Below are 26,004 nucleotides of genomic sequence, written 5' to 3'. Positions count from 1 at the left end.
CCCACCCCGACACCAAGGAGCAACCCGACCGTGACGTTCGACCATCCCCAACCGCCAGAGGACCGCTTCCCGCGCAGGGATGAGCCGCGCGACGCGCTCGAGGAGGCGCTGCACGAGATCAAGCGCGTGATCGTCGGGCAGGACGCGATGCTGGAGCGGCTGCTCGTCGCCCTGCTCGCCGGCGGCCACGTGCTGCTGGAGGGCGTCCCCGGCCTCGCGAAGACGCTCACGGTCAAGACGCTCGCCCAGGTGCTCGGCGGCTCCTTCAGCCGCATCCAGTTCACGCCCGACCTCGTGCCGGCCGACCTCGTCGGCACGCGCGTCTACAGGCCCGACACCGGCAGATTCGAGACCGAGCTCGGCCCCGTCTTCGGCAACTTCCTGCTCGCCGACGAGATCAACCGCGCCCCCGCGAAGGTCCAGTCGGCGCTGCTGGAGGTCATGCAGGAGCAGCAGGTGACGATCGGCGGCGAGAGCTTCCAGATGCCGCGGCCGTTCCTCGTCCTCGCGACGCAGAACCCGATCGAGTCGGAGGGCACCTATCCCCTCCCCGAGGCGCAGGTCGACCGCTTCCTGATGAAGGTGCTGGTCGACTACCCGACGCTCGGCGAGGAGGCGGCGGTCGTCGACCGCTCGCTCGGCGCCCCCGCGCAGCCGCGCGAGCGACTGACGATCGAGGCGCTCGACCGCTTCGCGGCGGCGAAGGAGAGAGTGCTCGTCGACCGCGAGGTGATCCAGTACGCCGTCACGCTCGCCGACGCGACCCGCCGGCCGGAGAGGTACGGCCTCGACGACGTCGCCCCGTTCATCGAGTACGGCGCCTCGCCGCGCGGGCCGATCGGGCTGGTGCAGGCGGCGCGGGCGCTGGCGATGCTGCGCGGCCGCGGCTACGTCGCCGTCGCCGACGTGCGCGACCTGGCGCCCGACGTGCTGCGCCACCGGATCGTCCTCTCCTACGACGCGCTGACCGAGAACGTCTCCGCCGACGACGTGCTCGCGCGCGTCTTCACCGTCGTCGACGAGCCGCCGGCCGACCACCTCCGCCGCCCGGAGGCGGCGGCGTAGTGCCTACGCTTGCGAGTTCCACGGCGGCGCGCAGCCACTCTCCGCGTCAGCGGGAACTCGCGGGCCTCCTCCCGAGGTCGCTTCGATGACCCCGCCGCGCCTCACACGACCGGTCGGACGCCAGGGCCCGGGCCGCATACCGCACGGGCTGCTGGAGTCGCTCGACCTGATCGTCGCGCGCAGGGCCTCCGGCGCGCTGCCGGGCGACCGCCGCGCCGCCGGCCTCGGCTCCGGCACCGAGCTGGCGCAGCTGCGGCCGTACGAGGTCGGCGACGACGTACGCCAGATCGACGCCGCCGCGACCGCCCGCACCGGCACGCCGCACGTGCGGCTGCACGTGCCGGAGCGGACGCTGACGACCTGGATCGCGCTCGACCTGTCGCCGTCGATGGCGTTCGGCACGACGCGGCGGCTGAAGTCCGACGTCGCCGAGGGCGCGACGATGGTGATCGGCCGCCTCGCGGTGCGGCGCGCCGGGCGCGTCGCGCTGATGACCTTCGGCGCCGGGACCCCGCGGCTGCTGCCGCCGCGCGCCTCCAAGCCCGGCGTCGTCGCGCTCCAGCGGGCGCTGGCGGAGGGCGTCGCGCCCGACGGCCACCACGAGCCCGGCGCGCTGCGCAACGCGCTGCGGCGGATCGGCCGCGTCGCGACGCAGCCCGGCCTCGTCGTCGTGATCTCCGACTGGCGCGACGAGGACGACTGGACGCGTGCGCTCGGCGCGCTCGCCCAGCGCCACTCGGTGCTCGCGATCGAGATCCGCGACCCGCGCGAGGCCGAGGTGCCGGCGGTCGGCCGGCTGGCGCTGGTCGACCCCGAGACCGGCGAGCGGATCGAGGTCGACACCTCGCGCGCGTCGGTCCGCGAGCGCTTCGCGCAGATCGAGCGCGAGCGGCGCGAGAGAGTCGGGCGCGAGCTGCGCCGGCTGGCGGTCGAGCACGTCGTGCTGAGCACCGACGGCGACTGGCTCGCCGACCTCGGACGGCGGCTGTCATGACGGTCCTTGCGCTCAGCTTCGCGTCGCCGATCTGGCTTTTGGCGCTGCTGGCCGTCCCGGCGATGATCGCCGTGATGGCGGCGAGCCGGCGGCGCGGGCGCAGATACGCCGTCCGCTTCACCGGCGTCGCGGCGCTGAAGGAGGCGGCCGCGACCGTGCCGGCGTGGCGGCGCCATCTGCCGGCGGCGCTGCTGCTGGCGGCGCTGGCCGCGCTCGCGCTGGCGCTCGCCAAGCCGCAGCGGACGGTCGCGGTGCCGATCGAGCGGGCGTCGATCATGCTCGTCACCGACCACTCGCGCTCGATGATGGCCGAGGACGTCGAGCCCGATCGGCTGACGGCGGCGAAGAGAGCGGCCGGCCGCTTCCTCGACAGGCTGCCGAGGACCATCCGCGTCGGCGTCACGACCTACTCCGACGTGCCCGACGGGACGCAGACCCCGAGCACCGACCACGAGCTGGTGCGGCGGACGATCGAGCGCCAGGTCGCCGACGGCGGCACGGCGACCGGCGACGCGCTGCAGGTCGCGCTCGACACGCTCCAGCGCGAGCAGCAGGACGGCCTGCGGATCCCCGCCGCGATCGTGCTGCTCTCCGACGGCGCGACGACGACGGGCCGCGATCCCGTCGGCGTCGCCCATGCCGCCGGCGAGGCGAGAGTCCCGGTCTACACCGTCGCGCTCGGGACGAGAGACGCGACCGTGCCGAACCCGGGCTTCGGCCCGCCGCTGCTGTCGGTCGCGCCCGACCCGGAGACGCTCCAGGCGATCGCCGACGCCTCCGGCGGCCGCGCCTTCCAGGCGCAGGACGACCAGCAGCTGTCGGAGATCTACGAGGCGCTCGGCTCGCGCCTGGGCACGAGAGACGAGCAGCGCGAGGTGACCGCCGCCTTCGCCGTCGGCGGCCTCCTGCTGCTGCTCGCCGCCGGCGCCGCCTCCGTCCGCACCAGCGGCCGGCTGCCGTAGGCGGCCGGCCAGCCGCTCCGCGCGCCGCACGCGGTCATGCTTCGCGCCACGCGGCTCGTCGGATGAGAGCGGCGTCCCCCCGGTGACGGCTCGATCACCGCAGCCCGCTGCTAGCGTGCCGCGCGATGAGCGACGAACGCCGCGGCGACTACGCCCAGCTGCTGCCGATCCCGACGCGCTGGGCCGACAACGACATCTACGGCCACGTCAACAACGTCGAGTACTACGCCTACTTCGACACGCTCATCAACACGTGGCTGATCGCCGAGGGCGGGCTCGACATCCACGGCGGGGAGACGATCGGCGTCTGCGCCGAGTCGAGCTGCCGCTACTACGCCTCCTTCTCCTTCCCGGAGGTCGTCGAAGGGGCGCTGCGGGTCGGCCATCTCGGCAGATCGAGCGTCCGCTACGAGATCGGGCTGTTCAAGGCGGGGATGGACCACCCGGCCGCGCTCGGCGAGTTCGTCCACGTCTTCGTCGACCGCGAGCAGCGCCGCCCGACCGAGATCCCGCAGCGGATGCGGGCCGCGCTCGAGCGGCTGCTCGTCGAGCGACCCGACGACGACCTCTAGCCGCCCGGCAGCGGCGTCACGACCGTCCACGGCTCGACGCGGTGGGCGGTGACGAGGCCGGCGTCGACGTAGGGGTCCTCGGCGAGGTAGCCCTCGATGTCGGCCGCGTCGCGGAAGACGAGCAGGCCGCCGTGGACGGGATCGCCGGCGGCGCCGGCGAGCACGATCTTGCCGGCCTCGTGGAAGCGGGCGATCGCGGCGAGGTGGCCCTCGCGGTGCGGCCCCCGCTTCTCGAGGATGTCGGGCACGTAGTCGTAGTGCAGCAGGAAGAGCGTCTCGGGCATGCGGCGAACGCTACGTCAGATCGCCTCCAGCGTGCTGTTGCCCGCGGCGCGCAGCCAGACGATGTCGCCCGAGCCGATCTCCAGCTCGTCGGCCTCGGTCCGGGTGATCTGCGCCGAGACCGCCTCGCCGCTGGTCAGCATCAGCTCGACGCGGACCTCGAAGCCGAGGTGGATCACGCGCGAGACCATCGCCTCGTGCGCGCCCGCGACCGACTCGGCGGCGATCGCGATGTCGTGCGGGCGCACGAGCCTGCCGGCGAGCTGCGAGACCTCTCCCAGGAAGCCCATCACGAACGGGTTCGACGGGTTGTCGTACAGCTCGCGCGGGTGGCCGACCTGCTCGATCCTCGCGTTGTCCATCACGGCGATGTCGTCGGCGATCGACATCGCCTCCTCCTGGTCGTGCGTGACGAGCAGGGTCGTCACGTGGACCTCGTCGTGGAGCCGCCGCAGCCACTCGCGCAGCTCGGTGCGGACCTTCGCGTCGAGCGCGCCGAACGGCTCGTCGAGCAGCAGCACCCTTGGCTCGACCGCGAGCGCGCGGGCGAGCGCCATCCGCTGGCGCTGGCCGCCGGAGAGCTGGCTCGGGTAGCGCTTCTGGTAGCCGGCGAGGCCGACGATCTTCAGCAGCTCGTCGACCCGCTCGGCGACCTTCTCCTTCGGCTGTCTGCGGATCGTCAGGCCGAACGCCACGTTGTCGCGCACCGTCATGTGCTTGAACGCCGCGTAGTGCTGGAAGACGAAGCCGATCTCGCGCTTCTGCGGCGGGACGTTCGTCGCGTCGTCGCCGTGGATCACGATGCGGCCGCTGTCGGGCGTCTCGAGCCCGCCGATGATGCGCAGCAGCGTCGACTTGCCGGAGCCGCTCGGGCCCAGCAGCGCGGTCAGCGAGCCGTCCCTGATCTCCAGCGAGACGTCGTCGAGCGCGACGTAGTCGCCGAACTGCTTGGACACGCCCTGCACGGAGATCATGCGTCCTCCCGCTTGCGGTTGAGGATGGTCATCAGGAACAGCGCCACGAGCGCCAGGAACATCAGGACGGTCGAGGCCGCGTAGGCGCCGAAGACGTTGTGGTCGTCGATGTAGCGCGCGTGGACGAGCAGCGTCAGCGTCTGCGACTCGCCCGGCACGTTGCCGGAGACGACCAGCACGGCGCCGAACTCGCCGAGCGCGCGCGCCACCGTCAGCACGACGCCGTACGCGAGCCCCCAGCGGATCGACGGGAGCGTGATGCGCCAGAAGGTCTGCCACCGCTTCGCGCCGAGCGTCGCGGCCGCCTCCTCCTGGTCGTCGCCGATCTCGTGCAGGACCGGCTCGACCTCGCGCACGACGAACGGCAGCGTCACGAAGATCGTCGCCAGCACCATCCCCGGCAGCGAGAAGATGATCTGGATGCCGGCCTCGGCGAGGCCGCCGAACCACCCTCTGACGCCCCACAGGAGGATCAGCGAGACGCCGACGACGACCGGCGAGACCGCGAACGGCAGGTCGACGACCGCCTGCAGCAGGCCGCGCCCCGGGAACCGCCCGCGCGCGAGCGCGATCGCCGTGACGAGGCCGAAGACGACGTTGAGCGGCACGACGATCGCGACGATCAGCAGCGACATCTGGATCGCCGAGATCGACGCCGGCGTCGTGACCTGGTCCCAGAAGGCGCCGAGGCCGTTCTCGAAGGTGCGGAAGAGGATCAGCCCCAGCGGCACCATCACGAGCACGAACAGGTAGCCGAGCGCGAGCGTCCGCAGCGACAGGCGCGTTGCGCGTGAGATCACCATCGTCAGCCTCTCTCGTGGCGTTGGGTCCGCGCCGCGGCGAGCCGCAGGACGAACAGGACGAGGAACGCGATCACGAGCAGCGCGACCGAGACGGCCGCGGCGCTCTCGGGCCGGTCGATCTCGATCTGCTTGGCGATGTACTGCGAGGCGACCTCGGTCTCGCGCGGGATGCCGCCGCCGATCAGCACGACCGAGCCGAACTCGCCGATCGCGCGGGCGAAGGCGAGGCCGGCGCCGCCGAGCAGCGCCGGCACGAGCGCCGGCAGCACGATGCGGCGGAAGATCGTGAGGTTGCCGGCGCCGAGCGACGCCGCGGCCTGCTCGGCCTCTCTGTCGACCTCCATCAGCACCGGCTGGACCGAGCGGACGACGAACGGAAGCGTGACGAACAGCAGCGCGATCGCGACCGCCGGCTTGGTCGCGTAGAGGTCGAGGTCGATCGGGCTGTTGGGCCCGTAGAGCGACAGCAGCACGATCGAGGCGACGATCGTCGGCAGCGCGAACGGGAGGTCGATCAGCGCGTTGACGAAGCCCTTGCCGGGGAACTCGTCGCGCACCAGCACCCACGCGATCAGGGTGCCGACGACGACGTTGATCAACGCGACGACCGCGGAGATCGCGACGGTCAGGATCAGCGCGGCGCGCGCCGACGGGGCGTTGATCGCGTCCCACAGGCCGGCCGGGCCGCCCTCGAGCGACTTCGCGAGGACGGCCGCGAGCGGCAGCAGGACGATGATGCTCAGCCACAGCGTGGCGACGCCGATCCCGAGGGGACCGACGCCGCCGCCGTAGGAACGGGAGCGGCGCCCGCGCCTGCGAGCGCCGCCCTCCGGTCTTGCCTGCACGACGGTCGACATGCGCCTAGCTGGTCGCCTCGTCGTAGATCTTCGCGACCGAGCCGTTCTCCTCGTCGAACAGCTCGTCGTTCACTCTGCCCCAGCCGCCGAGGTCGGCGATCGTCCACAGCGTCGCAGGCTCCGGGAACTTGTCTCTGAACTCGGCGGCGACGGTCGCGTCGACGGGGCGGAAGCCGGCCTCGGCCCACAGTCTCTGCGCCTCGGGCGTGTAGAGGTAGTCGACGAACGCCTGCGTCTCGTCGGGGAACTTCGTTCTGTTGACGACCGCGACCGGGTTCTCGATCTTGAACGTGACGGCCGGGTTTATGTGCTCGACCTCCTCGCCCTGCTCCTCGATGAAGTAGGCCTCGTTCTCGTAGCTGAGCAGGACGTCGCCGGTGCCCTGGAGGAAGGTCTCGGTCGCCTCGCGGCCCGATCTCGGCTGGACTCTGATGTGCTCGCCGATCAGCTTCTGCAGGTAGTCGAGGCCGGCCTGCGGGTCTCTGCCGCCCTCGCTCTTGTCGGCGTACGGCGCGAGCAGGTTCCACTTCGCCGAGCCGGAGCTGAACGGGTTCGGAGTGACGACCTCGACGCCGTCTCTCAACAGGTCGTCCCAGTCTCTGATGCCGAGCGGGTTGCCTCTGCGAACGACGATCGTGACGACCGAGCCGAACGGGATCCCTCTGTGCTCGCCGGCGTTCCAGTCGTCGTCGACGAGCCCGGCGTCGACGAGGCGGGTGATGTCGGGCTCGACCGAGAAGTTGACGACGTCGGTCGAGAGGCCCGCCTCGACCTTGCGCGACTGATCGCCGGAGGCGCCGTAGGACTGGCTGAAGCCGATCCCTCTGCCCTTGGGCGTCGCCTGGAACGCCGGGATCACCTTGTCGAAGCCGACCTTCGGAACCGCGTACGCGACGAGCGACAGCTTCGTGCCGGCGTCGTCGTTGGCGGAGTCGCCGCCACCCGCTTCATCGCTCGATCCGCCGCAGCCGGCGACCACGAGGGCGACGATCGCGGCGGCCAATGCGAGGACGACGGACGTGCGTGATGTCACAGGTTTCCTCCCAGAAAAGGACGAAATCGGATAGGGATTCGGCATATTACACATTCCGCACCATTCTGGTCGGCATAACAAGTTTGATGCGGAATCGATGCGGTGTCGACGCACCGGGTCGGGCGCGTGGAGGTGCGGGGCGAGCGGGCCGGCGGGGCTGGCGGCGGCTGGCCGGCGCGACCGGCGGTCGGCCGCGCCGTTCGGCCGGCGGCAGCGAACGGCCGGCGACGGCGAACGCTCAGCCGCGCCGCGCAGCTGGTGGCGGCCGGCGGGCGATCAGCCTTCGCGCTGCGCGAGCCGTTCGCGCAGCAGCAGGACGCGCGCGGCCGACTCGGCGACGCGGGCGCGGATGCGGCGATCGGCGCGGGCGGCCGCGATCAGCGCCTCGCGCGCGAGCGGGAAGGAGCCGGCGCCGGTCAGCAGCAGGAGGTCGCAGCCGGCGGCGAGCGAGCGGACGGCGGCGGCGCCGACGTCGCGGTCTCCGGGCGTCGCCGCGTCGACCGCCTCGGCCTCGAGCGAGTCGGTCATCACGACGCCGTCGAAGCCGAGCTCGTCGCGCAGCAGCCCGCGCACGACGGCGCGCGACTGCGACGCGATGCGGCCGGGGTCGATCCCCGTCATCCGCGCGTGTCCGACCATCACCAGCCGCGCGCCGGCGTCGATCGCGGCGCGGAACGGGACCAGCTCCTCGGCGAGGAGCTGGGCGCGCGTGCGGTCGATCGCCGCGCTGCCGAAGTCGGTGTTCTGCGTGGCGGCGCCGACGCCGGGGAAGTGCTTTGGCGTCGTCTCGATCCCCGCCCGGCGATAGGCGCCGACCGCCGCGGCGACCGATCTCCCGACCTCCTCGGGACCGCCCCGGTAGACGCGCGACGCCATGAACGAGCCGGGGGCGAGCGCGACGTCGGCGACCGGCCCGAGCGTCACGTTGACGCCGACCTGGCGCAGCGCCCGGGCGGCGGCGCGGGCGGAGGCCGCCGCGGCGGCGGGCCCCGGCTGCGACGCCTGGCCCCGCTGCGGCGGGGCGAACTTCAGCGTGCGGATGTCGCCGCCCTCCTGGTCGAGCGAGACGATCGCGTCGCCGCCGGCCGCACGCTGGACGCGGGCGCTGAGCGCGCGGACGCTCGCCGCGGAGGGTGCGTTGGGGCCGAACAGGATCACGCCGGCGGCCCGTCTCCCGCGCAGCGCGTCGAGCACGTACTGCGGCGGGGTCGTGCCCGAGAAGGAGATCACCAGCAGCTCGCCGACCTGGCGCTCGAGCGACATCCGCTCGACCCGCCCCCGCGCGCGCTCCGCGGCGGCTGCGTCGCCGCCGGCAGCGTCCTCGCCGGCCGGCGCGCCGCCTTCGCCGCCGCCGGCCGATTCGTCGTCGGCAGGCGCGCCGCCTTCGCCGGTCCCCGCGGCGTCGTCGCCGCCGGTCGGAGCGCCCTCGTCGCGGCTGCCGCCTGCGCCTTGGCCGCCGCCGGAGGCGCCCGGCGCGCCCGCGCTCGTCGCCGCGGAGCCGCCGGCGCGGCCGTCGCCGTCTCCGCCCGAGCCGGCTCCGATCGCGATGCCGGCGGCGAGCGCGAGCAGCGCGACGAGCACCAGCGCGATCTGCCTCCGGCGGATCGCGGTCGGCCCGTGGGTGGAGCGGCGGCGGTGCGGCATCAGCCTGGACCCTATGCGCCGCAGCCGGCCGATGCGGTGCCACCGCACGCACGCCACATCCGTGCGGTTGCGCGGTGGCGGGGAGGCGGCTAGCCTCGGCAGCGAGCCGAGAGATCTGGTCCACCTGGCCAGCCCCTGGCGGGTATCGGGGTCGACCCCCGCCAGGGGTGCTACTGGGTTGGCTATGAGCTGCGCGTCCGGTCGATGACCATCAGCAGCAGCGCGAACGCCAGGATGATTCCGATCTCTCGGCTCATCCCACCCCCTTCCTCGTATGGGAGTCGCCAGTCGACCCCGTGCTCACGACTCCCGGAAGGCGATGAACCCGACCCGTCCATGGTCCCGCGACCGGCGTTTCCTGTCTGTCGCCGATCGTGCCGATTGAGCCGCCCTTCACCGCGGCAGAATGTGGAGATGGAGGGTGTTGACGTGGAGCGAGGAGCAGCAGACGAGCAGCTCGCGCGCAGCGACGCGGCCCGTACGGCCGCCGAGGCCGAGGACCCGCGTCCGCGGCTGCGGACCTTCTCCGCCCGCAACGTGCTCGTCGCCGTCGACGGGACGCCGGAGGCGTGGGACGCGGTCGGGATGGCGGTCCAGATCGTCCAGCAGACGAGGGGTCGGCTCACGCTGCTGACGGTCGTCGTGCCCGCCCCGGCGTGGACGCAGGTCGGTTTGTTCGCGACGCCCGTCGACGGCAGCGCGGAGCGCGTCGCCGAGGAGTGGCTGCGCGAGCTGGCCGACGCGATCCCGCCCGACATCCCGGTCACGACGCAGCTGCTGCACGGCGACGCCGCCCACCTGATCGCGAGACGGGCCGACGAGGGCAACCACGACCTGGTCGTGCTCGCCGCCCACGAGCACGGGCCGATCGCCGCCGCGATCGAGAGCGTCCAGCGCCGGCTGCTGCGCTGCAGCCACGTCCCCGTGCTGTCGATCCACCGGCCCCTCACGCCGGAGGAGAAGGCCGCCGAGAAGGCCGCGGAGCACCCCGACCCCACGCAGCCGCCGGCCGACTGATCGTCGGCACCGGACGCGCTGCCCGACGAGCTCAGCCGCCGTTCGCGACGCGGCTGGCGATGCGCTCGATCAGCTGGGCGAAGGTGAGGCCGGCGTGCTCGGCGGCGAGCGGGGTCGGGCCGGTCTCGGTCAGGCCGGGGATCGTGTTGATCTCCAGCACGTAGGGGGTGTCATCCTCCAGGCGGATGTCGACGCGCGCGAAGTCGCGGCAGCCGGCGGCCGCGTAGGCGTCGGCGGCGACCCGTCTGACGCGGGCGTCGACCTCATCTGGCAGGCCGGCGAGCCGAACGGTCGACTGGCCGATCTCGTAGTGGGCCTGGAAGGAGTAGTACTCCTCGTGCATCACGATCTCGACGACCGGCAGCGGCTCGGGCGCGGCGGCCGGGCCGAGCACCGTCACCGCCAGCTCGCGGCCGGGGACGAACCGCTCCAGCAGGACGCGGTCGTCGTAGCTCATCGCGCCGAGCACCGCACCGCCGAGCTGGGCGCGCTCCTGCACGACGCTCAACCCGAACGACGAGCCCTGACGCGCCGGCTTGACGACCATGCGGCCGTCGAACTGCTCCCACAGCGCGTCGAGCGTCTTGCCGGCGCCGTAGTCGGCGAACGCCTGCTTCGTGAACGAGTGCCACGGCGGCGTCGGCACGCCGCGCAGCTCGCAGAGGCTCTTGAAGGTGTGCTTGTCGAGGCAGATCGCCGAGGCGAGCGCGTCGGAGCCGGTGTACGGGACCCGGAGGATCTCCAGCAGGTCCTGGACGGTGCCGTCCTCGCCGCCGACGCCGTGCAGGGCGATGAAGACGAAGTCGGGCTCGGCCCGCTGCACGACGTCGACGAAGTCGGCGCCGACGTCGACCAGCTCGACCGCGTGCCCCAGCTGCTTGAGCGCCTTCGCCGCCTGCTGGCCGGAGCGGGTGCTGACCTCGCGCTCCAGCGACCGTCCGCCGTAGGCGACGAGCGCCTTGCTCACCGCGATCCCTCCAGCCCGCGCGAGAGCGAGCCTCTGGCGAGCGCTCGCAAGGCGACCAAGCCCTCTGGGCGCAGGCCGCCCATCAGGCCGCCGATCTCGCGTGGCGGTCGATCAGCGCGGAGGCGAAGGTGCGCGTCGTCGAGCGCTCCTCGCGCGCCTCCGCCAGCCCGATCGCGAGCAGCTCGTCGAGCAGGTCGGCGAACGGCAGGCCGGTCGGCTCGAACAGGTAGAAGGCGAACGAGCCGGGAACGGTGTTCGGCTCGTTGACGACGATCCGCGCGCTGGCCGGGTCGTCGGCGCCCATCACGAAGAAGTCGTAGCGGACGACGCCCGCGACCCGCAGCGCGCGGTGGGCCTTCGCGGCCTCCTCGCGCACCCGCTCGCGCAGCTCCGGCGCGACGTCGGCGGGGATGATCCGGTCTGCCGAGGCCATGCCCGAGCCGGCGCCGCCGCCCTTCGTCCCGCCGGCGGTCGTGCCCTTCGTGCCGGACGCGGCGCCCTCGACGCCCTTCGCCCCGCCGGAGCCGCCCTTCGCGCCGCCGGCGCTGAGGTACTTGTCCTCGAAGGTCAGCCCGTCGGCGCTGCCGAGCGGCCGCTCGACCTCCGAGACCCGCAGCTCGCCGCCGGGGCGGCCCAGCACGGCGCAGTTGAGCTCGATCGCGCCGGTCGCGAACGGCTCGACGACCGCCTGGCGGTCGAGCTCGAAGGCCAGCTCCAGCGCCTCCTCGACCTCGGCGGCGCTGTCGCAGCGGGCGACGCCGATCGACGAGCCGAGCGTCGCCGGCTTGACGACGACCGGCGGCGGGAAGTCGCTCGCGAGCGCGCTCAGCACGGCGGCGCGGTCGCCCTCCCACTCGCCGCGCTCGACGCGGCGGTGCGGCAGCACGTCGATCCCGGCCTCCTTCAGCACCGTCTTGGCGAGGTGCTTGTCCATCCCGACCGCGAACGCCGCGACGCCGCGCCCGGCGTGCGGGAGCCCCGACAGCTCCAGCGCGCCGAGCAGCGCGCCGTCCTCGCCGCCGGTGCCGTGGATCGCGTTCAGCACGACGCCGATCGGCAGCGCTCTGTCGCCGCGCAGGCGCGACGTCGACGGCTCGACGAACGGAGCGTCCGGGGAGCCGAGCCGCAGCTGGACCGGACGGCCACCGCGCGGCGGCGACTGGGTGAACGCCGACACCTCGCGCAGCTCCGCCCCCGTCCACCAGCGGCCGTCCTTGCCGACGTACAGCGGGATCACGGCGTGGCGCTCGGAGAGCACCGCCATCGCCTGCTGCGCGGTGATGATCGAGACGTCGTGCTCGACCGAGGGGCCGCCGAAGACGACGCCGACGGTCTGTCCGGAGGGGAGTGGCATGGGGCGGAAGGGTAGTCGGTGGCCCCGCCGGCACGCGGCCCGTCGGCTGCGCCGTCGCGTCGGAAAATGTTGCCTACCAGTTGGGTTGGTTACATTTGGCCGTCGTGCCGGCACCCTCCGAGACGACCTCCACCGTCACCGTCGACGGCCTCCGCGTGCGCGTCGCGCGCACCAGACCGGCCGGGATCGCCGATCCCCCGGTCGTGATCGTGCTGCACGGCTGGGGCGCGCACATCGAGGCGCTCGGTTCGATCCTCGCCGGCCTCCGCGACCAGGTCGAGCTGATCGCGCCCGATCTCCCCGGCCACGGCAGATCGGACATGGTCCCGGGCGCGTGGACCAACGCCGACTACGCCCGCTTCGTCGTCAAGCTGGCCGACGCGCTGGGGATCGGCCGCTTCGCGCTGATCGGCCATTCGCGCGGCGCCGCGATCGCGCTCGTGCTCGCGACCGAGCCCGACAGCCGCGACCGCGTCGAGCGGATGGTCTTCACCGGCGCCGCCGGCATCAAGCCGAGACGGAGAGCCGCCTACTACGGCAAGGTCGGGATGGCGAAGGTCGGCAAGGCCGCGGCCAAGGTCGGCGGCGCGCCCGGCAGGAAGCTGCAGGAGAGCATCCGCGGCAGAGTCGCCTCGGCCGACTGGCTCGCCGCCCCCGAGGCGCTGCGCGGCACGCTGCGCAACGTGCTCGCCGAGGACCTCTCGCCCCGCCTGCCGCAGGTCTCGGCGCCGACGCTGCTGATGTGGGGCGACAGAGACGACGACACGCCGATGTGGATGGCGGAGAAGATGGAGCGCGAGATCCCGGGCGCCGGCCTCGTCGTGCTGAGAGGCGGCGGCCACTACGCCTACGCCGAGCAGGCCGGCCAGTTCAACGTCGTCGCGGCGCACTTCCTGACGCAGGGCGGCAGACGCGGCGGCGCAGCCGTCGGCGGCGCTGACGCGGACGCGAGAGCGGGCGCGCGGCCGTGACCGTGCTCACCTCCGCGATCGTCGCGGTCGCGGCGCTCGTCGCGATGGCCGGCGCCAGCCACGTGCTGCTGCACGTCTTCCAGCAGGAGCACTACGAGCCGAGACGGCTCTACCTGTGGGTGTCGCAGGCATACGGCGTGCGGCTCGCGCTGCCGGAGGCCGGCCTCGTGCTCGTCGCCAGCATCGCGAGCGCGCTGGCCGCCGACGCCAACGGCGCGCTCGGCGTCGTGCTCGCCGTCACGCTGCTCGCGCTCGCCGCCCGCGCCGCGCGGATGGTGTGGAGCCGCGAGCAGATCAAGCCGCTCGTCTTCACGCCGCGCGCGAGACGGCTGTTCGGCCTGCAGCTGGCGCTCGCCGCGATCCCGCTCGCGCTCGTCGTCGCGCTCGGCGGCGACGGGATCTGGGCGCCGGGCGTCGTCGGCGCGGTCGGGGCGCTCGAGCTGCTGCTGGCGCCGTGGCTGCTCGCCGGCGTCGCGAACACGCTGCTGAGACCGGTCCAGAAGGCCGACAACCAGCGCTTCCTCAACAGAGCGCAGCAGCGGCTGCGCGACGTCAGACCGCTGGTCGTCGGCATCACCGGCTCCTACGGCAAGACGACGACGAAGGCGTGCGTCACGGCCGTGCTCGACCTGCTCGGCCCGTCGTACCCGACGCCGGCGTCGTTCAACAGCACGCTCGGCGTCGTCCGCGCGATCAACGAGGGGCTGCTGCCGCAGCACCAGTCGTTCGTCGTCGAGATGGGCGCCTACCGCACCGGCGACGTGCGCGAGCTGTGCGAGCTGGTCCACCCGCGCGTCGGCGTGCTGACGGCGATCGGCCCCGCCCACCTGGAGCGGTTCGGCTCGCTCGACGTGACCGAGCAGGCGAAGGGCGAGCTGGCCGACGCGATCCCCGCCGACGGCGGGCTGTTCGTCACGCGCGCCGACGACGAGCGGACGCTGCGGGTCGCCCGCACCCGCGCCGCCGGCCGCGTGCTGCTGTTCGCCCCCGCCCCCCACCCCGAGGCCGACCTGTGGGCCGAGGACGTGCGGATGGAGGAGGGCCGCACCCGCTTTGCGCTCGTCGTCAGAGCGGGCGTCGCCGGCTCGGAGGAGGGGCGCGCCGAGGTGCGCGCGAGACTGCTCGGCGAGCACAACGTCGCCAACCTGCTCGCGGCCGCGGCGGTCGGCGTCGGCGAGGGGCTGGCGCTGAACGACGTCGCCCGCGCGCTCGGCCGCGTCGCGCCGCCCGACCACCGCCTCGCGCCGATCGTCAACAGAGCGGCCGGCGTCGTCGTGATCGACGACTCCTACAACGCCAACCCCGAGGGCGCCGCCGCCGCGCTCGGCGTCCTGCGCGACCACCCCGCCGCGCGGCGGCTGCTCGTCACCCCGGGCATGGTCGAGCTGGGCGAGCGCGAGCAGGAGGAGAACCGCCGACTCGGCGCGCTCGCCGCCGAGGTCGCCGACGTCGCGATCCTGATCGGCCCGCGCGGCGCCGACGTCGCCGCCGGGATGCGCGCCGCCGGCGCCCCCGACGAGCGGATCCTCACCCTCCCCGACGGCCCCGCCGCCCACGCGAAGCTCGCCGAGCTGACCCGCGCCGGCGACGTGATCCTGTTCGAGAACGACCTGCCCGACGTCTACGCGTAGGCGACGGGGCCGGCCGGCGCAGGGGCCACGGTGCGAACCTGGCGCGTCTGCGCTCGGTCGCGCTGTCGATTTCCCGCCCGCTCGCGCGACACCATCGCGTACGGTCGTCGCACGAGCGACGACGAGACGGTTCGAGAGGAGCACCATGCTGTACGCGCTGCTGATGTACCAGGACGCCGACTTCGACACGCAGTGGGAGCGGGCGAGCGACGCCGAGAGAGCCGCGGTCTACCGCCAGCACGGCGACTTCAGCACGCTGCTCGAGTCGCGCGGTGCCGAGCGCGGCGGGCACGAGCTCGCGCTGGCGGCGACCGCGACGACCGTGCGCAAGGCCGACGACACCGCCGCCGACGGGGTCGTCACCGACGGGCCGTTCGCCGAGCTGGCCGAGCATCTCGGCGGCTTCTACATCGTCGAGGCGCGCGACCTCGACGAGGCGCTCGAGTACGCCAAGGCGCTGCCGGTGAGAACGGTCGAGGTGCGGGCGATCATCACCGACGACCAGCGCGCGGAGTGAGCCCGGCGGCCGACACCGGCAGCCGCGGCTCCGGTGACGGCCGCGAGCGCGGGGGCGGCGCGAGCGCGGGCGCCGGCGGCGGCGCGGGCGCGGGCGCGGGCCGCGGCGCGGGCGCGGGCCGCGGCGCGAGCGCGGGCCGCGGCGCGAGCGCGGGCGGTGGCGCGGGCGCGGCTCCGTCGCCGCCGCTCGACGCGCTCTACCGCGAGCACGCGGCGCGGCTGCTGGCGCTGCTCGTGCGCGAGCTGCGCGACTTCGGGCTCGCCGAGGAGGCGCTGCAGGAGGCGTGGGAGGCGGCGTTGCGGCAGTGGCCGCGCGACGGCCGCCCGGCCAACCCGGCCGGCTGGCTGCTGACGGTCGCGCGCCGGCGTGCGCGCGACCGGCTGCGGCGGGCCGGGACCGAGGCGCGGACGCTGCCGTTGCTGATCGTCGACGAGGACGGCGGCGCGGCGGCCGCAGCGGCTGCCGGCTCCGCGCCAGGTGTCGCGGGCGCCGCCGGCGCGCCGCCACCTGGCGTGAGCGGGCTCGGCGAACAGGTCGAGGAGGAGCAGGAGGCGATTCCCGACGAGCGGCTGCGGCTGATCTTCACCAGCTGCCACCCGGCGCTCGCCCCGGAGGCCCGCCTCGCGCTGACACTGCGCTACGTCGCCGGCCTGCCGACACGCGCCGTCGCCCGGCTGCTGCTCGTCTCCGAGGCGACGATGGCCGCCCGCCTCACGCGCGCCAAGCGCAAGATCGCCGCCAGCGGGATCCCCTACCGCGTCCCGGTCGGCGACGAGCTGCCGGCGCGCCTCGGCAGCGTCCTCGCCGTCGTCTACCTGCTGTTCACCGAGGGGCATCTGCCGTCGAGCGGTCCGCGCGTCGTGCGGGCGGAGCTGTGCGCCGAGGCGATCGGACTGGCGCGGCTGCTGCGCGAGCTGCTCCCCGGCGAGCCGGAGGCGACCGCGCTGCTCGCGCTGACCGTCCTCCAGCACGCCCGCCGCGACGCCCGCGTCGACGCCCGCGGCCGGCTCGTGCGCCTGCCCGACCAGGACCGGACGCGGTGGCGGCGCGACGAGATCGCGGAGGGCCTCGCGCTGCTGCGCGCGGCGGAGCTGGAAGCGGTCGCGGCAGCGAGCATCGCGGGCGCGGCGGCACGCGGCGCGGGCGCGGCGGCACGCGGCGCGGGCGCGGCGGCACGCGGCGCGGGCGCGGCGGCACGCGGCGCGCGTGCGGCGGCACGCGGCGCCGGCGCGGCGGCGGATGCGGCCGCTCCCGGCCCCTACCTGCTGGAGGCGCGGATCGCGGCCGAGCACGACCGCGCCGCGACCGCGGCGGCGACCGACTGGCCGGCGATCGCGGCGCTGTACGGGCAGCTGGAGGCGGTCAAGCCGACGCCGGCGGTGCGGCTGGCGCGCGCGGTCGCGGTCAGCGAGGCCGACGGGCCCGCCGCCGCGCTGCCGCTGCTCGACGGGGTCGAGCAGGCGCTGCCGCACAGCCCTCAGCCTCACCTCGCGCGCGCCGAGCTGCTGCGCGCGCTGGCGCGCGAGGAGGAGGCGCTCGCCGCCTACGACCGCGCGCTCGCGCTCTCCCGCAACGAGGCGGTGCGCGCCCATCTCGCCGCGCGGCGCGGGGAGCTGGCGCGGGGACGCTGAGCGGCGGCGCCCCCGCTACCGCTCCTCCCCCGGCGCCTCGACCTTCTCCAGCACTGCGGTGTCGACGGAGACCGGGCCGGTCGCGGCGCGGCTGACGAAGTAGAGGACGACGCCGAGCAGCATCAGCCCGCCGGCGAAGGGGAAGGTCGAGGTCGGCTGCTGGGTCAGCAGCGTCGCGCAGATGATCGCGCCGACCACCGGGATGACGGCGGGCGCGTGGAAGTGGTCGTGCTCGACGCGGTCTCTGCGCAGGACGAGCACGGAGACGTTGACGAGGATGAAGACGCACAGCAGGAGCGTCACGGTCGTGTCGGCGAGCTTCTCGAGCGTCCCGATCGCGATCAGGACCATGCAGAGCGCGGTCGTGAAGACGATTGCCGCCAGGGGCGTCCGGCGCTCGCTGTGGACCCCGCCGAAGAAGCGCGGCACGATCCCCTCCCGGCTCATCCCATAGACGAGCCGCGAGGCCATGATCATGTTGATCAGCGCGCCGTTGGCGACCGCGAACAGCGCGATCAGCGCGAAGATCTTCGTGTCGATCGACAGCGGCCCGACCTGCGCCACCTCCAGCAGCGGGCCGCTGGAGCCGGCGAGCCGGTCGGTCGGCACCGCCATCGAGGCGAGCACCGTCACGACGAGGTAGATCGCGCCGGCCGCGAGCAGGCCGCCGAACAGCGCGCGCGGGTAGTCGCGCTGCGGATGCTCGGTCTCCTCGGCGACGTTGACCGAGTCCTCGAAGCCGATCAGCGCGTAGAAGGCGAGCGCGGCGCCGGCGAGGATCGCGATCGGGACCGTCTCGCCCGACTTGAACTCGAACGCGCGCCCGGTGTCGCCGTCGCCGTTGAAGACCGCCGCGGCGGCGATCACGGCGATCAGCAGCAGGCCGGCCAGCTCGATGCACGTCAGCGCGATGTTGACCTTGACCGACTCCGAGATGCCGCGGAAGTTCACGAGCGCGACGACGACGATGAAGATCAGCGAGGCGAGCACCCCGGGCAGCGAGACGAACTCCTTCAGGTAGTCGCCGCCGAACGCGGTCGACAGCGTCGCCGCCGAGGTGATCCCCGACGCCATCACCGCGAAGGCGACGAGGAAGGTCAGGAACGGCATCCGGAAGGCCTTGTTGACGTACAGCGCCGCGCCGGCCGCGCGCGGGTACTTCGTCACCAGCTCCGCGTAGGCGAAGGCGGTCAGGAAGGCGAGCAGGAGCGCGACGCCGAAGGCGGTCCAGATCGCGCCGCCGACGCGGCCGCCGACCTCGCCGACCAGCGCGTAGATGCCGGCGCCGAGCACGTCGCCGACGACGAAGAACAGCAGCATGTTGCGGCCGATCGCCTTCTTCAGCCCGGCCTCTCTGCGCTGCTGCACCTCCGCCTCGACTCCGGCCGTCCCGCCGGCGTGAGGCGGCCGCGGCGCCCCGGCGCGAGCGCGCACCACTCTCCTGAACGCTCCCATGTCGCCGACGCTACCCCGCGCGCCGGTCGGGCATCCGCCGGGGCGGCGGTGAGGCGCGCGCTTCGGCGCGGCCGGAACGCTCGCTCAGAACCAGCTTCGGAGCGGCGGCTCTCTGTGGACGCTGCCGTCGCGCATCCGCGCGCTGACCGCTATCTCGCCGGTCGGGAAGTCGCCGTCGTAGATCACGGCGAAGAGGCGCGCCCGTCTCGACGGCGTGATCGTGCGGACGTCGCGCGGCGTCGCGATCGTCACCGAGACGACGTCGGGATGGGCGACGCCGGAGACGACCGTGCGGCCCTCGAGCGTCCGGCGCGCGACCCGCGCCGGATCCTCCGACGCCGACATGCGCTCCTCCACCGGCTCGGCAGGGCCGCCGCCCCAGCCGGCGCCGTACATGACCCGCAGCGGCCTGCGCTCCGTCGGAACCGGCAGCGGGTGCGGGTAGCGGATGCAGTCGGCCTCCGGCCAGGTGTCGCCGAAGGTGCCGAGCCGCAGGTCGACGACGCCGACGCGGCCGCCGACGATCCGGCCCATCCCGACGCGGCACCAGCCGCCGTCGCGTCTGCGCGCGACGGCGATCCCCCACGGCAGCCCGCCGTCGGGGTCGGGCATGCGGTAGTCGACCGCGAACGGGTCGCTCGGATCGGCGAGCAGCCGCGCGCCGCCGTCGTCGCGGCCGGTCGAGCGGCGGTAGTGCCGCACGGCCTCCGCGAACGGCGAGACGCCGACGAGCTTGCGGCGGCCGTCGCGGTAGCGCAGCTCGATCTCTCCTTCCGGATGGCGCTCGCTCGCCGGCGAGACCGCCAGCACGACGCCGTGCGCCGTCTCGGCCGCCTGGAGACGGCGGCCGCCGATCGTCGCGACGGCGCGCGCCGGCTCGCCCGCCATCCCCCAGACGACCGTGTTGAGCGGACGTGCGGAGCCCGCGGCAGGATCGCTGATGCGGGTCGTCAGCTCGACTCTCGGATCCTGGCCCCTGCGCATGCAGGCGATCGGAGCCGCGATGAAGCTGAAGGCGACCGGCCGCCAGCGGTTGGCGGCGTCGACCCAGCCGAATCTGCCGCCGAGCACGCGGCCGAGCTGCGCACACAGCGTCGGCTTGCCGATCCGATACAGCCCGCGCCCGTTCGGCCGCCGCGAGAAGCGGTCGGCGGTGAAGGTCCGCACCGCCCAGCGCGGCCCGCCGAGCGGATCGGCCGCTGTCGCCTCGACGCGCGGCGGCGCGACCGGTCTCAGGACCACGAGGTCGAGCTCGGGCGGCTCGCGCAACGCCGGCGCGACGACAGGGTCGGCCGGGTCGGCCGCGGCGACGGACCGCGGGGGAATGGGCGCCAGCGGATCGCCTTGCCCGGCCGCGACCGCGGCGGCGTCGCGCGTCGACGGGATCGCCAGCGCCAGCGCGATCGCGACGAGCAGGCCGGCGAGCGCGGCGACGAACGACAGCACGAGCAGCGGGCGGCGGGTCATCTCAACGGCATCCTTCTGTCGACGAGGTTGACGCTCCCTCTGCTGCGGACGACGCGCCCGTCGTCGTAGCGGAGCGTGACGGCCAGCGACGCCGGGTCGACGTCGCCGCCGAAGACGGCGAGGAAGGCGCGCGAGTCGCCGATCGCCGGTCGCGCTTCGAGCCCGCCGGGGCCGGAGACCTCGACGGCGTCGACCTCATCGCCGACCGCTCCCCAGACGGCCGTCCGCGGCGGATGGTCGCGCCAGCCCTGACCGGGCGGCTCCGCCGGCGTTCCGGGAACCAGCCGGCGGACGGCGAAGAAATGGCCGCGGCGCTCGCGGCCCTCGCGCCGCAGCACCCCGCAGGCGCGCGGACTGATGATGTTCTCGTCGCTGATCCGGGCGAGCGAGAAGCTGACGCAGGTGCGCCGGTCGTTGCCGATCCCGAGCGCCCACGTCTTCCACGCCTGGCCGCCGTCCGGGTCGAGCACGACTCGATCCGAGCGCCCGAACGCATGACGCTCGACGTGGCCGCTCGCAAAGCGCAGCTCGACCTCGACGCCGCTGTCCTCCGGATAGCCGGCGAGGGCGGCGAGGAAGGTGCCGCCGGGGCCGATCGGGAGCTCACGGGCTCTGCCGCGGGCCTCGAGCGACACCGCTCTGAGCGCCGGGCCGGCGACGCCGTTGACGACCGTGCGGACCTCTTGCGGGTCGTCGGCGTCGAAGACGCGGGCGCCGACGAGCGAGGCGCGCTCGCCGCTGAGCTGCTCGCCGCAGCTGTCGACGATCCGCTCGGAGTAGGCGCGGAAGCGACCGTCCAGCCCGACGAGGCCGAAGCGGCCGTCGTCGAGCTGACCGACCGTCGAGCAGAGAAGGCCGGTCGAGGAGCGCGCCAGCCGCAGCGTCCACGGCGGCCGGCCCGGCTCCGGATCGTCGGCGGTCAGGCCGGTCGCTCTCGCCGTGCCCGGCAGCGGCAGCTGATCAGGCGGCACGTCGCGCGTCGCGGGGCCGGGGATCACCGAGCCGCGCAGGAGCAGCAGCCCGGCGCCGGCCGTCGCGGCGCCGATCAGCGCGAACAGCGCCGTCGCGAGGGCGACGCGGCGCAGGGCGTGGAGGCCGAAGCGGCGCCGCGCGCGCACGCCGGCGGCGGCCCGCCGCGCGCGGCGGCGGCGCTCGGCCGCGTCGAGCAGGTCGCGCTCCAGCTCGTCGAGGAAGCTCATCGTCCCTCCCCGATCCGCGCGCGCAGCGTCGCGAGTCCGCGGCTCACGCGCTGGCGCACGACCGCCTCGGAGACCTCCAGATCGGCGGCGATCTCCGCGTACGGGCGCTCCTCGACGATCCGCGCCAGCACCGCGTCGCGCTGGTCGGCCGGCAGGTCGGCGACGAGCGCCGCCGGGTCGAGGCCGCGGCCGGCGTCGACCAGCTCCTCGATCCGCTCGATGTCGGCGTCGGTCAGCTCGCGCGGCGGCATCCCGAGCCGCCGGCGGGCGCGGGCCTCGACCCGGCCGCGCCGCGCGCCGTCGACCAGCACCGAGCCGGCGATCGTGAACAGCCACGCGCGACCCGGCCCGCGCGCCGGGTCGTAGCGGTCGGCCCGCTCCAGCGCGCGGGCGAAGGTCTCGGCGCAGACGTCGGCGGCCAGCTCCGGCCGACCGGTCCGTGCGACGAGATAGCGCAGCAGCGCGTCGACATGGCGGCGGTAGAGGCGCGCGAACGCCTCGGGCCGCTCGGCGCAGTCGCGCAGCAGCTCGCCGTCGCTCTCCTCGACCCCCTGTCGCCCCGTGTCCACATCCCCAATACGAGCAGCCCCACGCGGTTGTGACGCCGGTCCCGGCCGAGCATTGGCTTTCCGCACGTGCTCAGCACGTGCGGAAAGCCAATGCTCCCCTGCTCAGCGGGCGGCGACGCGCGGGCGGACGCCGATCGTGCCGCCGACGTGCTCCTCGCGGTCCTCGGAGACGACGTCGCCGAGGACGGCGCGCCAGCAGAGGCCGGGCGCCTCCTCCCCGCGCTCGGCCGCGTGCTTGCGATCGACGTGGCCGGGCGACGGCATCGCGGCGACGACCTCCTCGCGGCCGGTCGCCACCCACGCGTCGACGCCGCGGTCGAAGCCGCCGAGGAAGCCGCGCGCGGCGGCGGCGCCGGCGCGATGCGGTCCGTGGCCGTGCAGATGGCGGACGACGTGGGCGCCGCGGGCACGCGCCGCCTCGGCGACGACCGCGGCGAGCGCGTCGTGGAGGACGACGACGTCGTCGGCGGCGACCTCGTCGCCGAGCAGCTCCTCGCCGTCGGCGACCGCCTCGGCGTACTCTGCCCGCTCGCGCTCGCCGAGCTCGGCGGCTGCGGAGACGGCGCCGGCGAGCATCGCGTCGATGCGTCCAGCGAGCCGCCGCAGCTCGGCGCCCGCCTCCACCCCGCGCCAGCCCGTCGTCACCCGCTCCTCCTGCGGTCGGCAGAGGCATGCCTCGACCGCCTCGGCGGCGGCGATCCCCGACGGCAGCGCCGCGATGCACCAGACGGTGCGGCCCGCGAGCGCGTCGGCGGCCTGCTCGCGCGTGAACGCCAGCACGCGCGCGTCGCGCGGGCGCGCGAAGCTCGAAGTCCCCGGGCCGCCCCAGAACGGCGGCAGGTGGTCGGTCGTGGCGTACATCTCTTTCGCTCCGGTGGAGTCGCGTGGCGGGTGGGGCGCCCGAGGCGCCACCGGATGGATGCCCGGCGGCGGTCGGCGCGACCACCGCCGGGTCAGCGGGCGGACGGAGCGGGGGGCCGGGCGCCGAACGCGACCAGCCGAGCGGGATGCGCGGGCTTTCCGAGCGCGCCGCGCGCGGCCTCCCGAACGGGATGCGCGGACGTTCCGAGCGCGCCGCGCGCGGCTGACCGAGCCGGCCGCGCGGGCTGCCGCGAGCCGCTGGGTCGCCCGCTACGACGGCACGATCGCAAGCACGCGCGCGGGACTGCCGGTGCCGTCGACGAGCTTCAGCGGCGCGACGACGAGCAGCGCGCCGGTCACCGGCAGCTCGCCGAGGTTGGCGAGCTGCGTGAGGCCGTAGATCCCCGCGCCGAGCAGGTAGTTGTGGGCCGGGAAGGGCGGGTCGAAGCCGCCGGCGGCGCCCGCGTCGGTGCCGACGGTCTCGACGCCGAAGCCGACGATCGCCCGCTCCTCGGCGAGCCAGCGGGCCGCGGCCGCGTCGGGGCCGGGCGTGACCGGGCCGTCGGGGCCGGCGTTGAGGAACGCCTCGGCGTCCTGCGCGCGCGACTCCCAGCCGGTGCGGAACAGCAGCCACGAGCCGTCGGGGATGCGGCCGTGCTCGCGCTCGTGGCGCTGCAGCTCGTCGACGGTCAGGAGATAGCCGGGGTCGCGCTCGACCTCGGCGCGGCGGTCGACGACGACCGCCGGGGCGATCAGCCTGCTCGGCGCAACCGACGCGACGTCCTCGCCCTCCCTGCCGCTGACCCAGTGGATCGGGGCGTCGAAGTGGGTGCCGGTGTGCTCGCCGATCTCCAGCACCGACCACGCCCACATCGGGCCTCTGTCGTCGTATCTGCTCAGCTCGCGGCGGCGCAGCGGCGGCGTGTTCTCGAACGGCGGCGGCAGCTGGATCACGGGCGTCCGCTCGCTCAGCGGCTGCGTCAGGTCGACGACCTGCGCCGAGGCGTCCCCAAGGGCGTCGATCAGCGCGGTGACGGGATGGGACATCGCTTTCTCTCTCCTGGTTGCGGTCGGTGGTGCGCCGCTCATCCGCCGCCCTTGAAGGCGTCCTCGAGCCAGGCGGCGCAGAGCGTCGGGTCGACCTTCGCGTCGACGACGAGCGGGCCGTCGGCGCCGGCGGCGAGCCACCGCTCGACGGCGACGAGGTCGGCGGCGTCGCGGACCGTGACCGCCTCGGCCCCGGCGGCACGGCCGAGCGCGGCGAGGTCGGCAGCCGGGAACTGCGCACCCGCGACCGCGTGGCCGGACGGCCCGAAGTGGTGGACCTCGGCGCCGTACGCGGCGTCGTCGTAGACGACGACCAGCAGCTTGAGGCGCAGGCGGGCGGCCGTCTCCAGCTCCGGCAGCGCCATGAAGCAGCCGCCGTCGCCGAGCGCGGCGACCGTGACGCGCTCCGGCCGCGCGAGCGCCGCGCCGATCGCGCAGCCGAGGCCGAGGCCGACCGCCTGGAAGCCGTTCGGGAAGACCCACGCGCGCGCCTCCGCGACGCCGAGGAACATCGCCGGCCAGCCGAGGAAGTGCCCGGAGTCGACGGCGACGACGCGGTCGGCCGGGAGCAGCTCGTCGAGCCGCTTCGTGAGCGCGGCCGGGTCGGCGAAGGGGCCGGGATCGAGCGCGGCGCCGCCCCCGGTGGTCGCGAGCGCGGCGTCGCGGGCCGCCCGCGCGACGGCGGTCGCCTCGGCCGCGATCGCGGTCTCCGCCGGCTCGTCGCGCCAGCGGCGCGAGGCGATCAGCGCGGCGGTCTCCGGCGTGCGCCAGCCGGTGGCGGGGCCGGCGGGCGGCGCGGGCGCGGGCGAGGAGGACGGTGCGGCGTGCACGGGCGGCGCGGACCCGGGCGGCTCGGCGTGCGCGGCCGGGGTGGGCGCGGCCACGCGCGGCGCAGGCGGCTCCGCGTGCGGGAGCGCCGCGGCGAGCAGCTCGGCGGTGGCGCGGGCGTCGCCGGGGAGGACGAGCGCGCGGGGGCCGTGGGGCTCTTGGCCGGCAGCCGGATCGACGTCGACCTGGACGACCGGCGCGTCGCCGAAGAGGGTGCCGTGACGGGTCGTCCAGTGGTTGAGCGTCGCGCCGACCGCGAGCACGAGGTCGCACTGCGGCAGCAGCTCCTGCGCCAGCGGCGAGGCGAAGCCGCCCGCGATCCCGAGCGCGAACGGATCGCCCGCGAACAGCCCGTTCGCCGGCGCCGAGGTCGCCAGCAGCGCGCCGGCCCGCTCGGCGAGCGCCTGCAGCGCCGGGCCCGCGTCGGCCAGCACCGCGCCGCGCCCGGCGACGACGACCGGCCGCTCCGCACCCGCCAGCAGCGCCGCCGCCCGCGCGACCGCGTCGGCCGACGGCACCGCGACCGGCGCCGCCCCGCGCGCGGCCGCCCCGGCCACCGCCCGCGCCGCGCCCCTCGCGCCCGCCCGCGCCGAGCCGCTCCCGCCCACCAGTGCCGCGCCGCTCGCGCCCGCGCCGACCAGTGGCGTTCTGGGGGTGATATGGCCCCCCAGAACGCCACTCCTCCCCGCGGGGGCGGGTGGGGGCTCGGGCAGCGGGGCGGCCTGGACGTCGAGGGGGAGGTTGAGGACGACCGGGCGGCGCTCGGCGGCGGCGCGGCCCAGCGCGCGGAGGGCGTCGGCGACCGCGGCCGCCGGGCCATGGACGCGCTCGGCGACCGCGCCGACGGCCGCGACCATCCCGCCCTGGTCGATGCGGAAGTTGGAGGTGAGCGCGGCGGCCGGGGTGTCGGCGGCGAGGACGAGCAGCGGCGTGCGGCTCTTGACCGCCTCGGCGATCCCTGTCATTGCGTTCGTCAGGCCCGGTCCCTGGTGGACCGAGACGACGCCGACCTCGCCGCTGACGCGCGCGTAGCCGTCGGCCATCGTCGCGGCGCCGCCCTCGTGGCGGGCGGCGACGAAGCGGGCCCCGCCGTCGACCAGCGCGTTGGTCGCGACGAGGTTGCCGCTGCCGAGCACCCCGAAGACGACCCGCACGCCGGCGGCGGCGAGCGCCGCGCCGACCGCGGTGGCGACGGACGTCGGCTGCGGGTCGGTGGCGCTCACGCGCGCATCGTACGTCGCCGGCGCGAGCCGTGCCGGCGCCACCGCAGTCGGCACGGCGGGCGCGACGGCGCAGCGCCCTGC

At 75.0% G+C, this 26,004-nt stretch carries 24 protein-coding genes; 9 read left to right on the top strand and 15 right to left on the bottom strand.

The window, feature by feature from the left end:
• The first annotated feature begins 30 nt into the window (after nucleotides 1-30).
• The 4 genes from BDZ31_RS25900 to BDZ31_RS07520 all read left to right on the top strand — a co-directional run bounded on the left by BDZ31_RS25900 (nucleotide 31) and on the right by BDZ31_RS07520 (nucleotide 3,593).
• On the top strand, nucleotides 31-1,065 hold the full coding sequence (locus BDZ31_RS25900; protein WP_343075536.1) for an AAA family ATPase: 1,035 nt from the start codon (nucleotides 31-33) through the stop codon (nucleotides 1,063-1,065).
• An 85-nt stretch (nucleotides 1,066-1,150) separates the two neighbouring features.
• Complete coding sequence (locus BDZ31_RS07530) at nucleotides 1,151-2,059, top strand: DUF58 domain-containing protein (protein WP_183340512.1); 909 nt, start codon at nucleotides 1,151-1,153, stop codon at nucleotides 2,057-2,059.
• The gene (locus BDZ31_RS07525) at nucleotides 2,056-3,021 is read left to right on the top strand and encodes a VWA domain-containing protein (RefSeq protein ID WP_183340510.1); all 966 of its coding nucleotides are present in this window, start codon (nucleotides 2,056-2,058) and stop codon (nucleotides 3,019-3,021) included. Before BDZ31_RS07530 ends, BDZ31_RS07525 begins: the two co-directional genes overlap by 4 nt.
• A 125-nt stretch (nucleotides 3,022-3,146) precedes the next feature.
• Entirely contained in the window at nucleotides 3,147-3,593 is a 447-nt protein-coding gene (locus tag BDZ31_RS07520; protein WP_183340508.1) for an acyl-CoA thioesterase, read from the top strand.
• On the opposite strand, the gene BDZ31_RS07515 is transcribed toward BDZ31_RS07520, so the two are convergent.
• The 6 genes from BDZ31_RS07515 to BDZ31_RS07490 all read right to left on the bottom strand — a co-directional run bounded on the left by BDZ31_RS07515 (nucleotide 3,590) and on the right by BDZ31_RS07490 (nucleotide 9,186).
• Nucleotides 3,590-3,877, bottom strand: coding sequence for a YciI family protein (locus tag BDZ31_RS07515; protein ID WP_183340506.1), 288 nt, complete (start codon nucleotides 3,875-3,877; stop codon nucleotides 3,590-3,592). The genes BDZ31_RS07520 and BDZ31_RS07515 overlap by 4 nt on opposite strands.
• A 15-nt stretch (nucleotides 3,878-3,892) precedes the next feature.
• On the bottom strand, nucleotides 3,893-4,849 hold the full coding sequence (locus BDZ31_RS07510) for a sulfate/molybdate ABC transporter ATP-binding protein (RefSeq protein ID WP_183340504.1): 957 nt from the start codon (nucleotides 4,847-4,849) through the stop codon (nucleotides 3,893-3,895).
• Entirely contained in the window at nucleotides 4,846-5,652 is an 807-nt protein-coding gene (cysW, locus tag BDZ31_RS07505) for a sulfate ABC transporter permease subunit CysW (protein WP_183340502.1), read from the bottom strand. Before cysW ends, BDZ31_RS07510 begins: the two co-directional genes overlap by 4 nt.
• Nucleotides 5,653-5,654: 2 nt before the next feature.
• Nucleotides 5,655-6,509, bottom strand: coding sequence for a sulfate ABC transporter permease subunit CysT (cysT, locus tag BDZ31_RS07500; protein WP_183340500.1), 855 nt, complete (start codon nucleotides 6,507-6,509; stop codon nucleotides 5,655-5,657).
• Nucleotides 6,510-6,513: 4 nt separating this feature from the next.
• A complete protein-coding gene (locus BDZ31_RS07495; RefSeq protein ID WP_425492719.1) occupies nucleotides 6,514-7,542 on the bottom strand; it encodes a sulfate ABC transporter substrate-binding protein in 1,029 nt (342 codons plus the stop codon).
• A gap of 276 nt (nucleotides 7,543-7,818) precedes the next feature.
• Complete coding sequence (locus BDZ31_RS07490; protein WP_183340496.1) at nucleotides 7,819-9,186, bottom strand: glycoside hydrolase family 3 N-terminal domain-containing protein; 1,368 nt, start codon at nucleotides 9,184-9,186, stop codon at nucleotides 7,819-7,821.
• Nucleotides 9,187-9,615: 429 nt separating this feature from the next.
• Here BDZ31_RS07490 and BDZ31_RS07485 point away from each other — a divergent pair, with 429 nt between their 5' ends.
• The gene (locus BDZ31_RS07485) at nucleotides 9,616-10,203 is read left to right on the top strand and encodes a universal stress protein (RefSeq protein ID WP_183340494.1); all 588 of its coding nucleotides are present in this window, start codon (nucleotides 9,616-9,618) and stop codon (nucleotides 10,201-10,203) included.
• Nucleotides 10,204-10,234: 31 nt separating this feature from the next.
• Here BDZ31_RS07485 and BDZ31_RS07480 read toward each other — a convergent pair whose 3' ends face one another.
• Nucleotides 10,235-11,170, bottom strand: coding sequence for a D-alanine--D-alanine ligase (locus BDZ31_RS07480; RefSeq protein ID WP_183340492.1), 936 nt, complete (start codon nucleotides 11,168-11,170; stop codon nucleotides 10,235-10,237).
• Nucleotides 11,171-11,252: 82 nt separating this feature from the next.
• Nucleotides 11,253-12,524 carry a D-alanine--D-alanine ligase gene (locus BDZ31_RS07475; protein WP_183340490.1) on the bottom strand — a complete coding sequence of 424 codons (1,272 nt, stop codon included), beginning with the start codon at nucleotides 12,522-12,524 and terminating at the stop codon, nucleotides 11,253-11,255.
• A gap of 104 nt (nucleotides 12,525-12,628) precedes the next feature.
• Here BDZ31_RS07475 and BDZ31_RS07470 point away from each other — a divergent pair, with 104 nt between their 5' ends.
• The 4 genes from BDZ31_RS07470 (at nucleotide 12,629) to BDZ31_RS07455 (ending at nucleotide 17,274) form a co-directional block, all read left to right on the top strand.
• Nucleotides 12,629-13,495: an alpha/beta fold hydrolase gene (locus BDZ31_RS07470; protein ID WP_183340488.1), complete on the top strand. Its 867-nt coding sequence runs from the start codon at nucleotides 12,629-12,631 to the stop codon at nucleotides 13,493-13,495.
• Nucleotides 13,492-15,126, top strand: a complete 1,635-nt coding sequence (locus tag BDZ31_RS07465; protein WP_183340486.1) for a Mur ligase family protein — start codon at nucleotides 13,492-13,494, stop codon at nucleotides 15,124-15,126. Before BDZ31_RS07470 ends, BDZ31_RS07465 begins: the two co-directional genes overlap by 4 nt.
• Nucleotides 15,127-15,271: 145 nt before the next feature.
• On the top strand, nucleotides 15,272-15,643 hold the full coding sequence (locus BDZ31_RS07460) for a YciI family protein (RefSeq protein WP_183340484.1): 372 nt from the start codon (nucleotides 15,272-15,274) through the stop codon (nucleotides 15,641-15,643).
• Nucleotides 15,640-17,274, top strand: coding sequence for a sigma-70 family RNA polymerase sigma factor (locus tag BDZ31_RS07455; RefSeq protein WP_183340482.1), 1,635 nt, complete (start codon nucleotides 15,640-15,642; stop codon nucleotides 17,272-17,274). The genes BDZ31_RS07460 and BDZ31_RS07455 overlap by 4 nt, the downstream gene beginning before the upstream one ends.
• A gap of 15 nt (nucleotides 17,275-17,289) precedes the next feature.
• Here BDZ31_RS07455 and BDZ31_RS07450 read toward each other — a convergent pair whose 3' ends face one another.
• From BDZ31_RS07450 to BDZ31_RS07420, 7 genes are all read right to left on the bottom strand, one after another.
• Entirely contained in the window at nucleotides 17,290-18,729 is a 1,440-nt protein-coding gene (locus BDZ31_RS07450) for an APC family permease (RefSeq protein WP_183340480.1), read from the bottom strand.
• Nucleotides 18,730-18,813: 84 nt separating this feature from the next.
• Nucleotides 18,814-20,196 (bottom strand): hypothetical protein, encoded by a 1,383-nt coding sequence (locus BDZ31_RS07445; RefSeq protein ID WP_183340478.1) that lies wholly within the window; start codon nucleotides 20,194-20,196, stop codon nucleotides 18,814-18,816.
• A complete protein-coding gene (locus BDZ31_RS07440) occupies nucleotides 20,193-21,395 on the bottom strand; it encodes a hypothetical protein (RefSeq protein ID WP_183340476.1) in 1,203 nt (400 codons plus the stop codon). The genes BDZ31_RS07445 and BDZ31_RS07440 overlap by 4 nt, the downstream gene beginning before the upstream one ends.
• Nucleotides 21,392-21,964, bottom strand: coding sequence for a sigma-70 family RNA polymerase sigma factor (locus BDZ31_RS07435; protein ID WP_183340474.1), 573 nt, complete (start codon nucleotides 21,962-21,964; stop codon nucleotides 21,392-21,394). Before BDZ31_RS07435 ends, BDZ31_RS07440 begins: the two co-directional genes overlap by 4 nt.
• 102 nt (nucleotides 21,965-22,066) lie before the next feature.
• Nucleotides 22,067-22,825, bottom strand: coding sequence for a hypothetical protein (locus tag BDZ31_RS07430; protein WP_183340472.1), 759 nt, complete (start codon nucleotides 22,823-22,825; stop codon nucleotides 22,067-22,069).
• Nucleotides 22,826-23,095: 270 nt separating this feature from the next.
• Nucleotides 23,096-23,872, bottom strand: coding sequence for a cyclase family protein (locus tag BDZ31_RS07425; protein WP_183340470.1), 777 nt, complete (start codon nucleotides 23,870-23,872; stop codon nucleotides 23,096-23,098).
• A 38-nt stretch (nucleotides 23,873-23,910) separates the two neighbouring features.
• Nucleotides 23,911-25,923 (bottom strand): thiamine pyrophosphate-binding protein, encoded by a 2,013-nt coding sequence (locus tag BDZ31_RS07420; RefSeq protein WP_183340469.1) that lies wholly within the window; start codon nucleotides 25,921-25,923, stop codon nucleotides 23,911-23,913.
• Between the last annotated feature and the right edge of the window lie 81 nt (nucleotides 25,924-26,004).

Origin of the sequence: Conexibacter arvalis (assembly GCF_014199525.1) — a bacterium.
In the GTDB taxonomy this organism is placed as follows: domain Bacteria; phylum Actinomycetota; class Thermoleophilia; order Solirubrobacterales; family Solirubrobacteraceae; genus Conexibacter; species Conexibacter arvalis.
This window is presented reverse-complemented; position numbering and strand designations above follow the sequence as displayed.

Coding starts and splice junctions, on each gene's coding strand:
- BDZ31_RS07525 (WP_183340510.1), top strand. CDS start 2,056: ATGACGGTCCTTGCGCTCAGCTTCGCGTCGCCGATCTGGCTTTTGGCG.
- BDZ31_RS07510 (WP_183340504.1), bottom strand. CDS start 4,849: ATGATCTCCGTGCAGGGCGTGTCCAAGCAGTTCGGCGACTACGTCGCG.
- BDZ31_RS07440 (WP_183340476.1), bottom strand. CDS start 21,395: ATGAGCTTCCTCGACGAGCTGGAGCGCGACCTGCTCGACGCGGCCGAG.
- BDZ31_RS07450 (WP_183340480.1), bottom strand. CDS start 18,729: ATGGGAGCGTTCAGGAGAGTGGTGCGCGCTCGCGCCGGGGCGCCGCGG.
- BDZ31_RS07460 (WP_183340484.1), top strand. CDS start 15,272: ATGCTGTACGCGCTGCTGATGTACCAGGACGCCGACTTCGACACGCAG.
- BDZ31_RS07430 (WP_183340472.1), bottom strand. CDS start 22,825: ATGTACGCCACGACCGACCACCTGCCGCCGTTCTGGGGCGGCCCGGGG.
- BDZ31_RS07490 (WP_183340496.1), bottom strand. CDS start 9,186: ATGCCGCACCGCCGCCGCTCCACCCACGGGCCGACCGCGATCCGCCGG.
- BDZ31_RS07445 (WP_183340478.1), bottom strand. CDS start 20,196: ATGACCCGCCGCCCGCTGCTCGTGCTGTCGTTCGTCGCCGCGCTCGCC.
- BDZ31_RS07475 (WP_183340490.1), bottom strand. CDS start 12,524: ATGCCACTCCCCTCCGGACAGACCGTCGGCGTCGTCTTCGGCGGCCCC.
- BDZ31_RS07520 (WP_183340508.1), top strand. CDS start 3,147: ATGAGCGACGAACGCCGCGGCGACTACGCCCAGCTGCTGCCGATCCCG.
- BDZ31_RS07425 (WP_183340470.1), bottom strand. CDS start 23,872: ATGTCCCATCCCGTCACCGCGCTGATCGACGCCCTTGGGGACGCCTCG.
- BDZ31_RS07530 (WP_183340512.1), top strand. CDS start 1,151: ATGACCCCGCCGCGCCTCACACGACCGGTCGGACGCCAGGGCCCGGGC.
- BDZ31_RS07515 (WP_183340506.1), bottom strand. CDS start 3,877: ATGCCCGAGACGCTCTTCCTGCTGCACTACGACTACGTGCCCGACATC.
- cysT (WP_183340500.1), bottom strand. CDS start 6,509: ATGTCGACCGTCGTGCAGGCAAGACCGGAGGGCGGCGCTCGCAGGCGC.
- cysW (WP_183340502.1), bottom strand. CDS start 5,652: ATGGTGATCTCACGCGCAACGCGCCTGTCGCTGCGGACGCTCGCGCTC.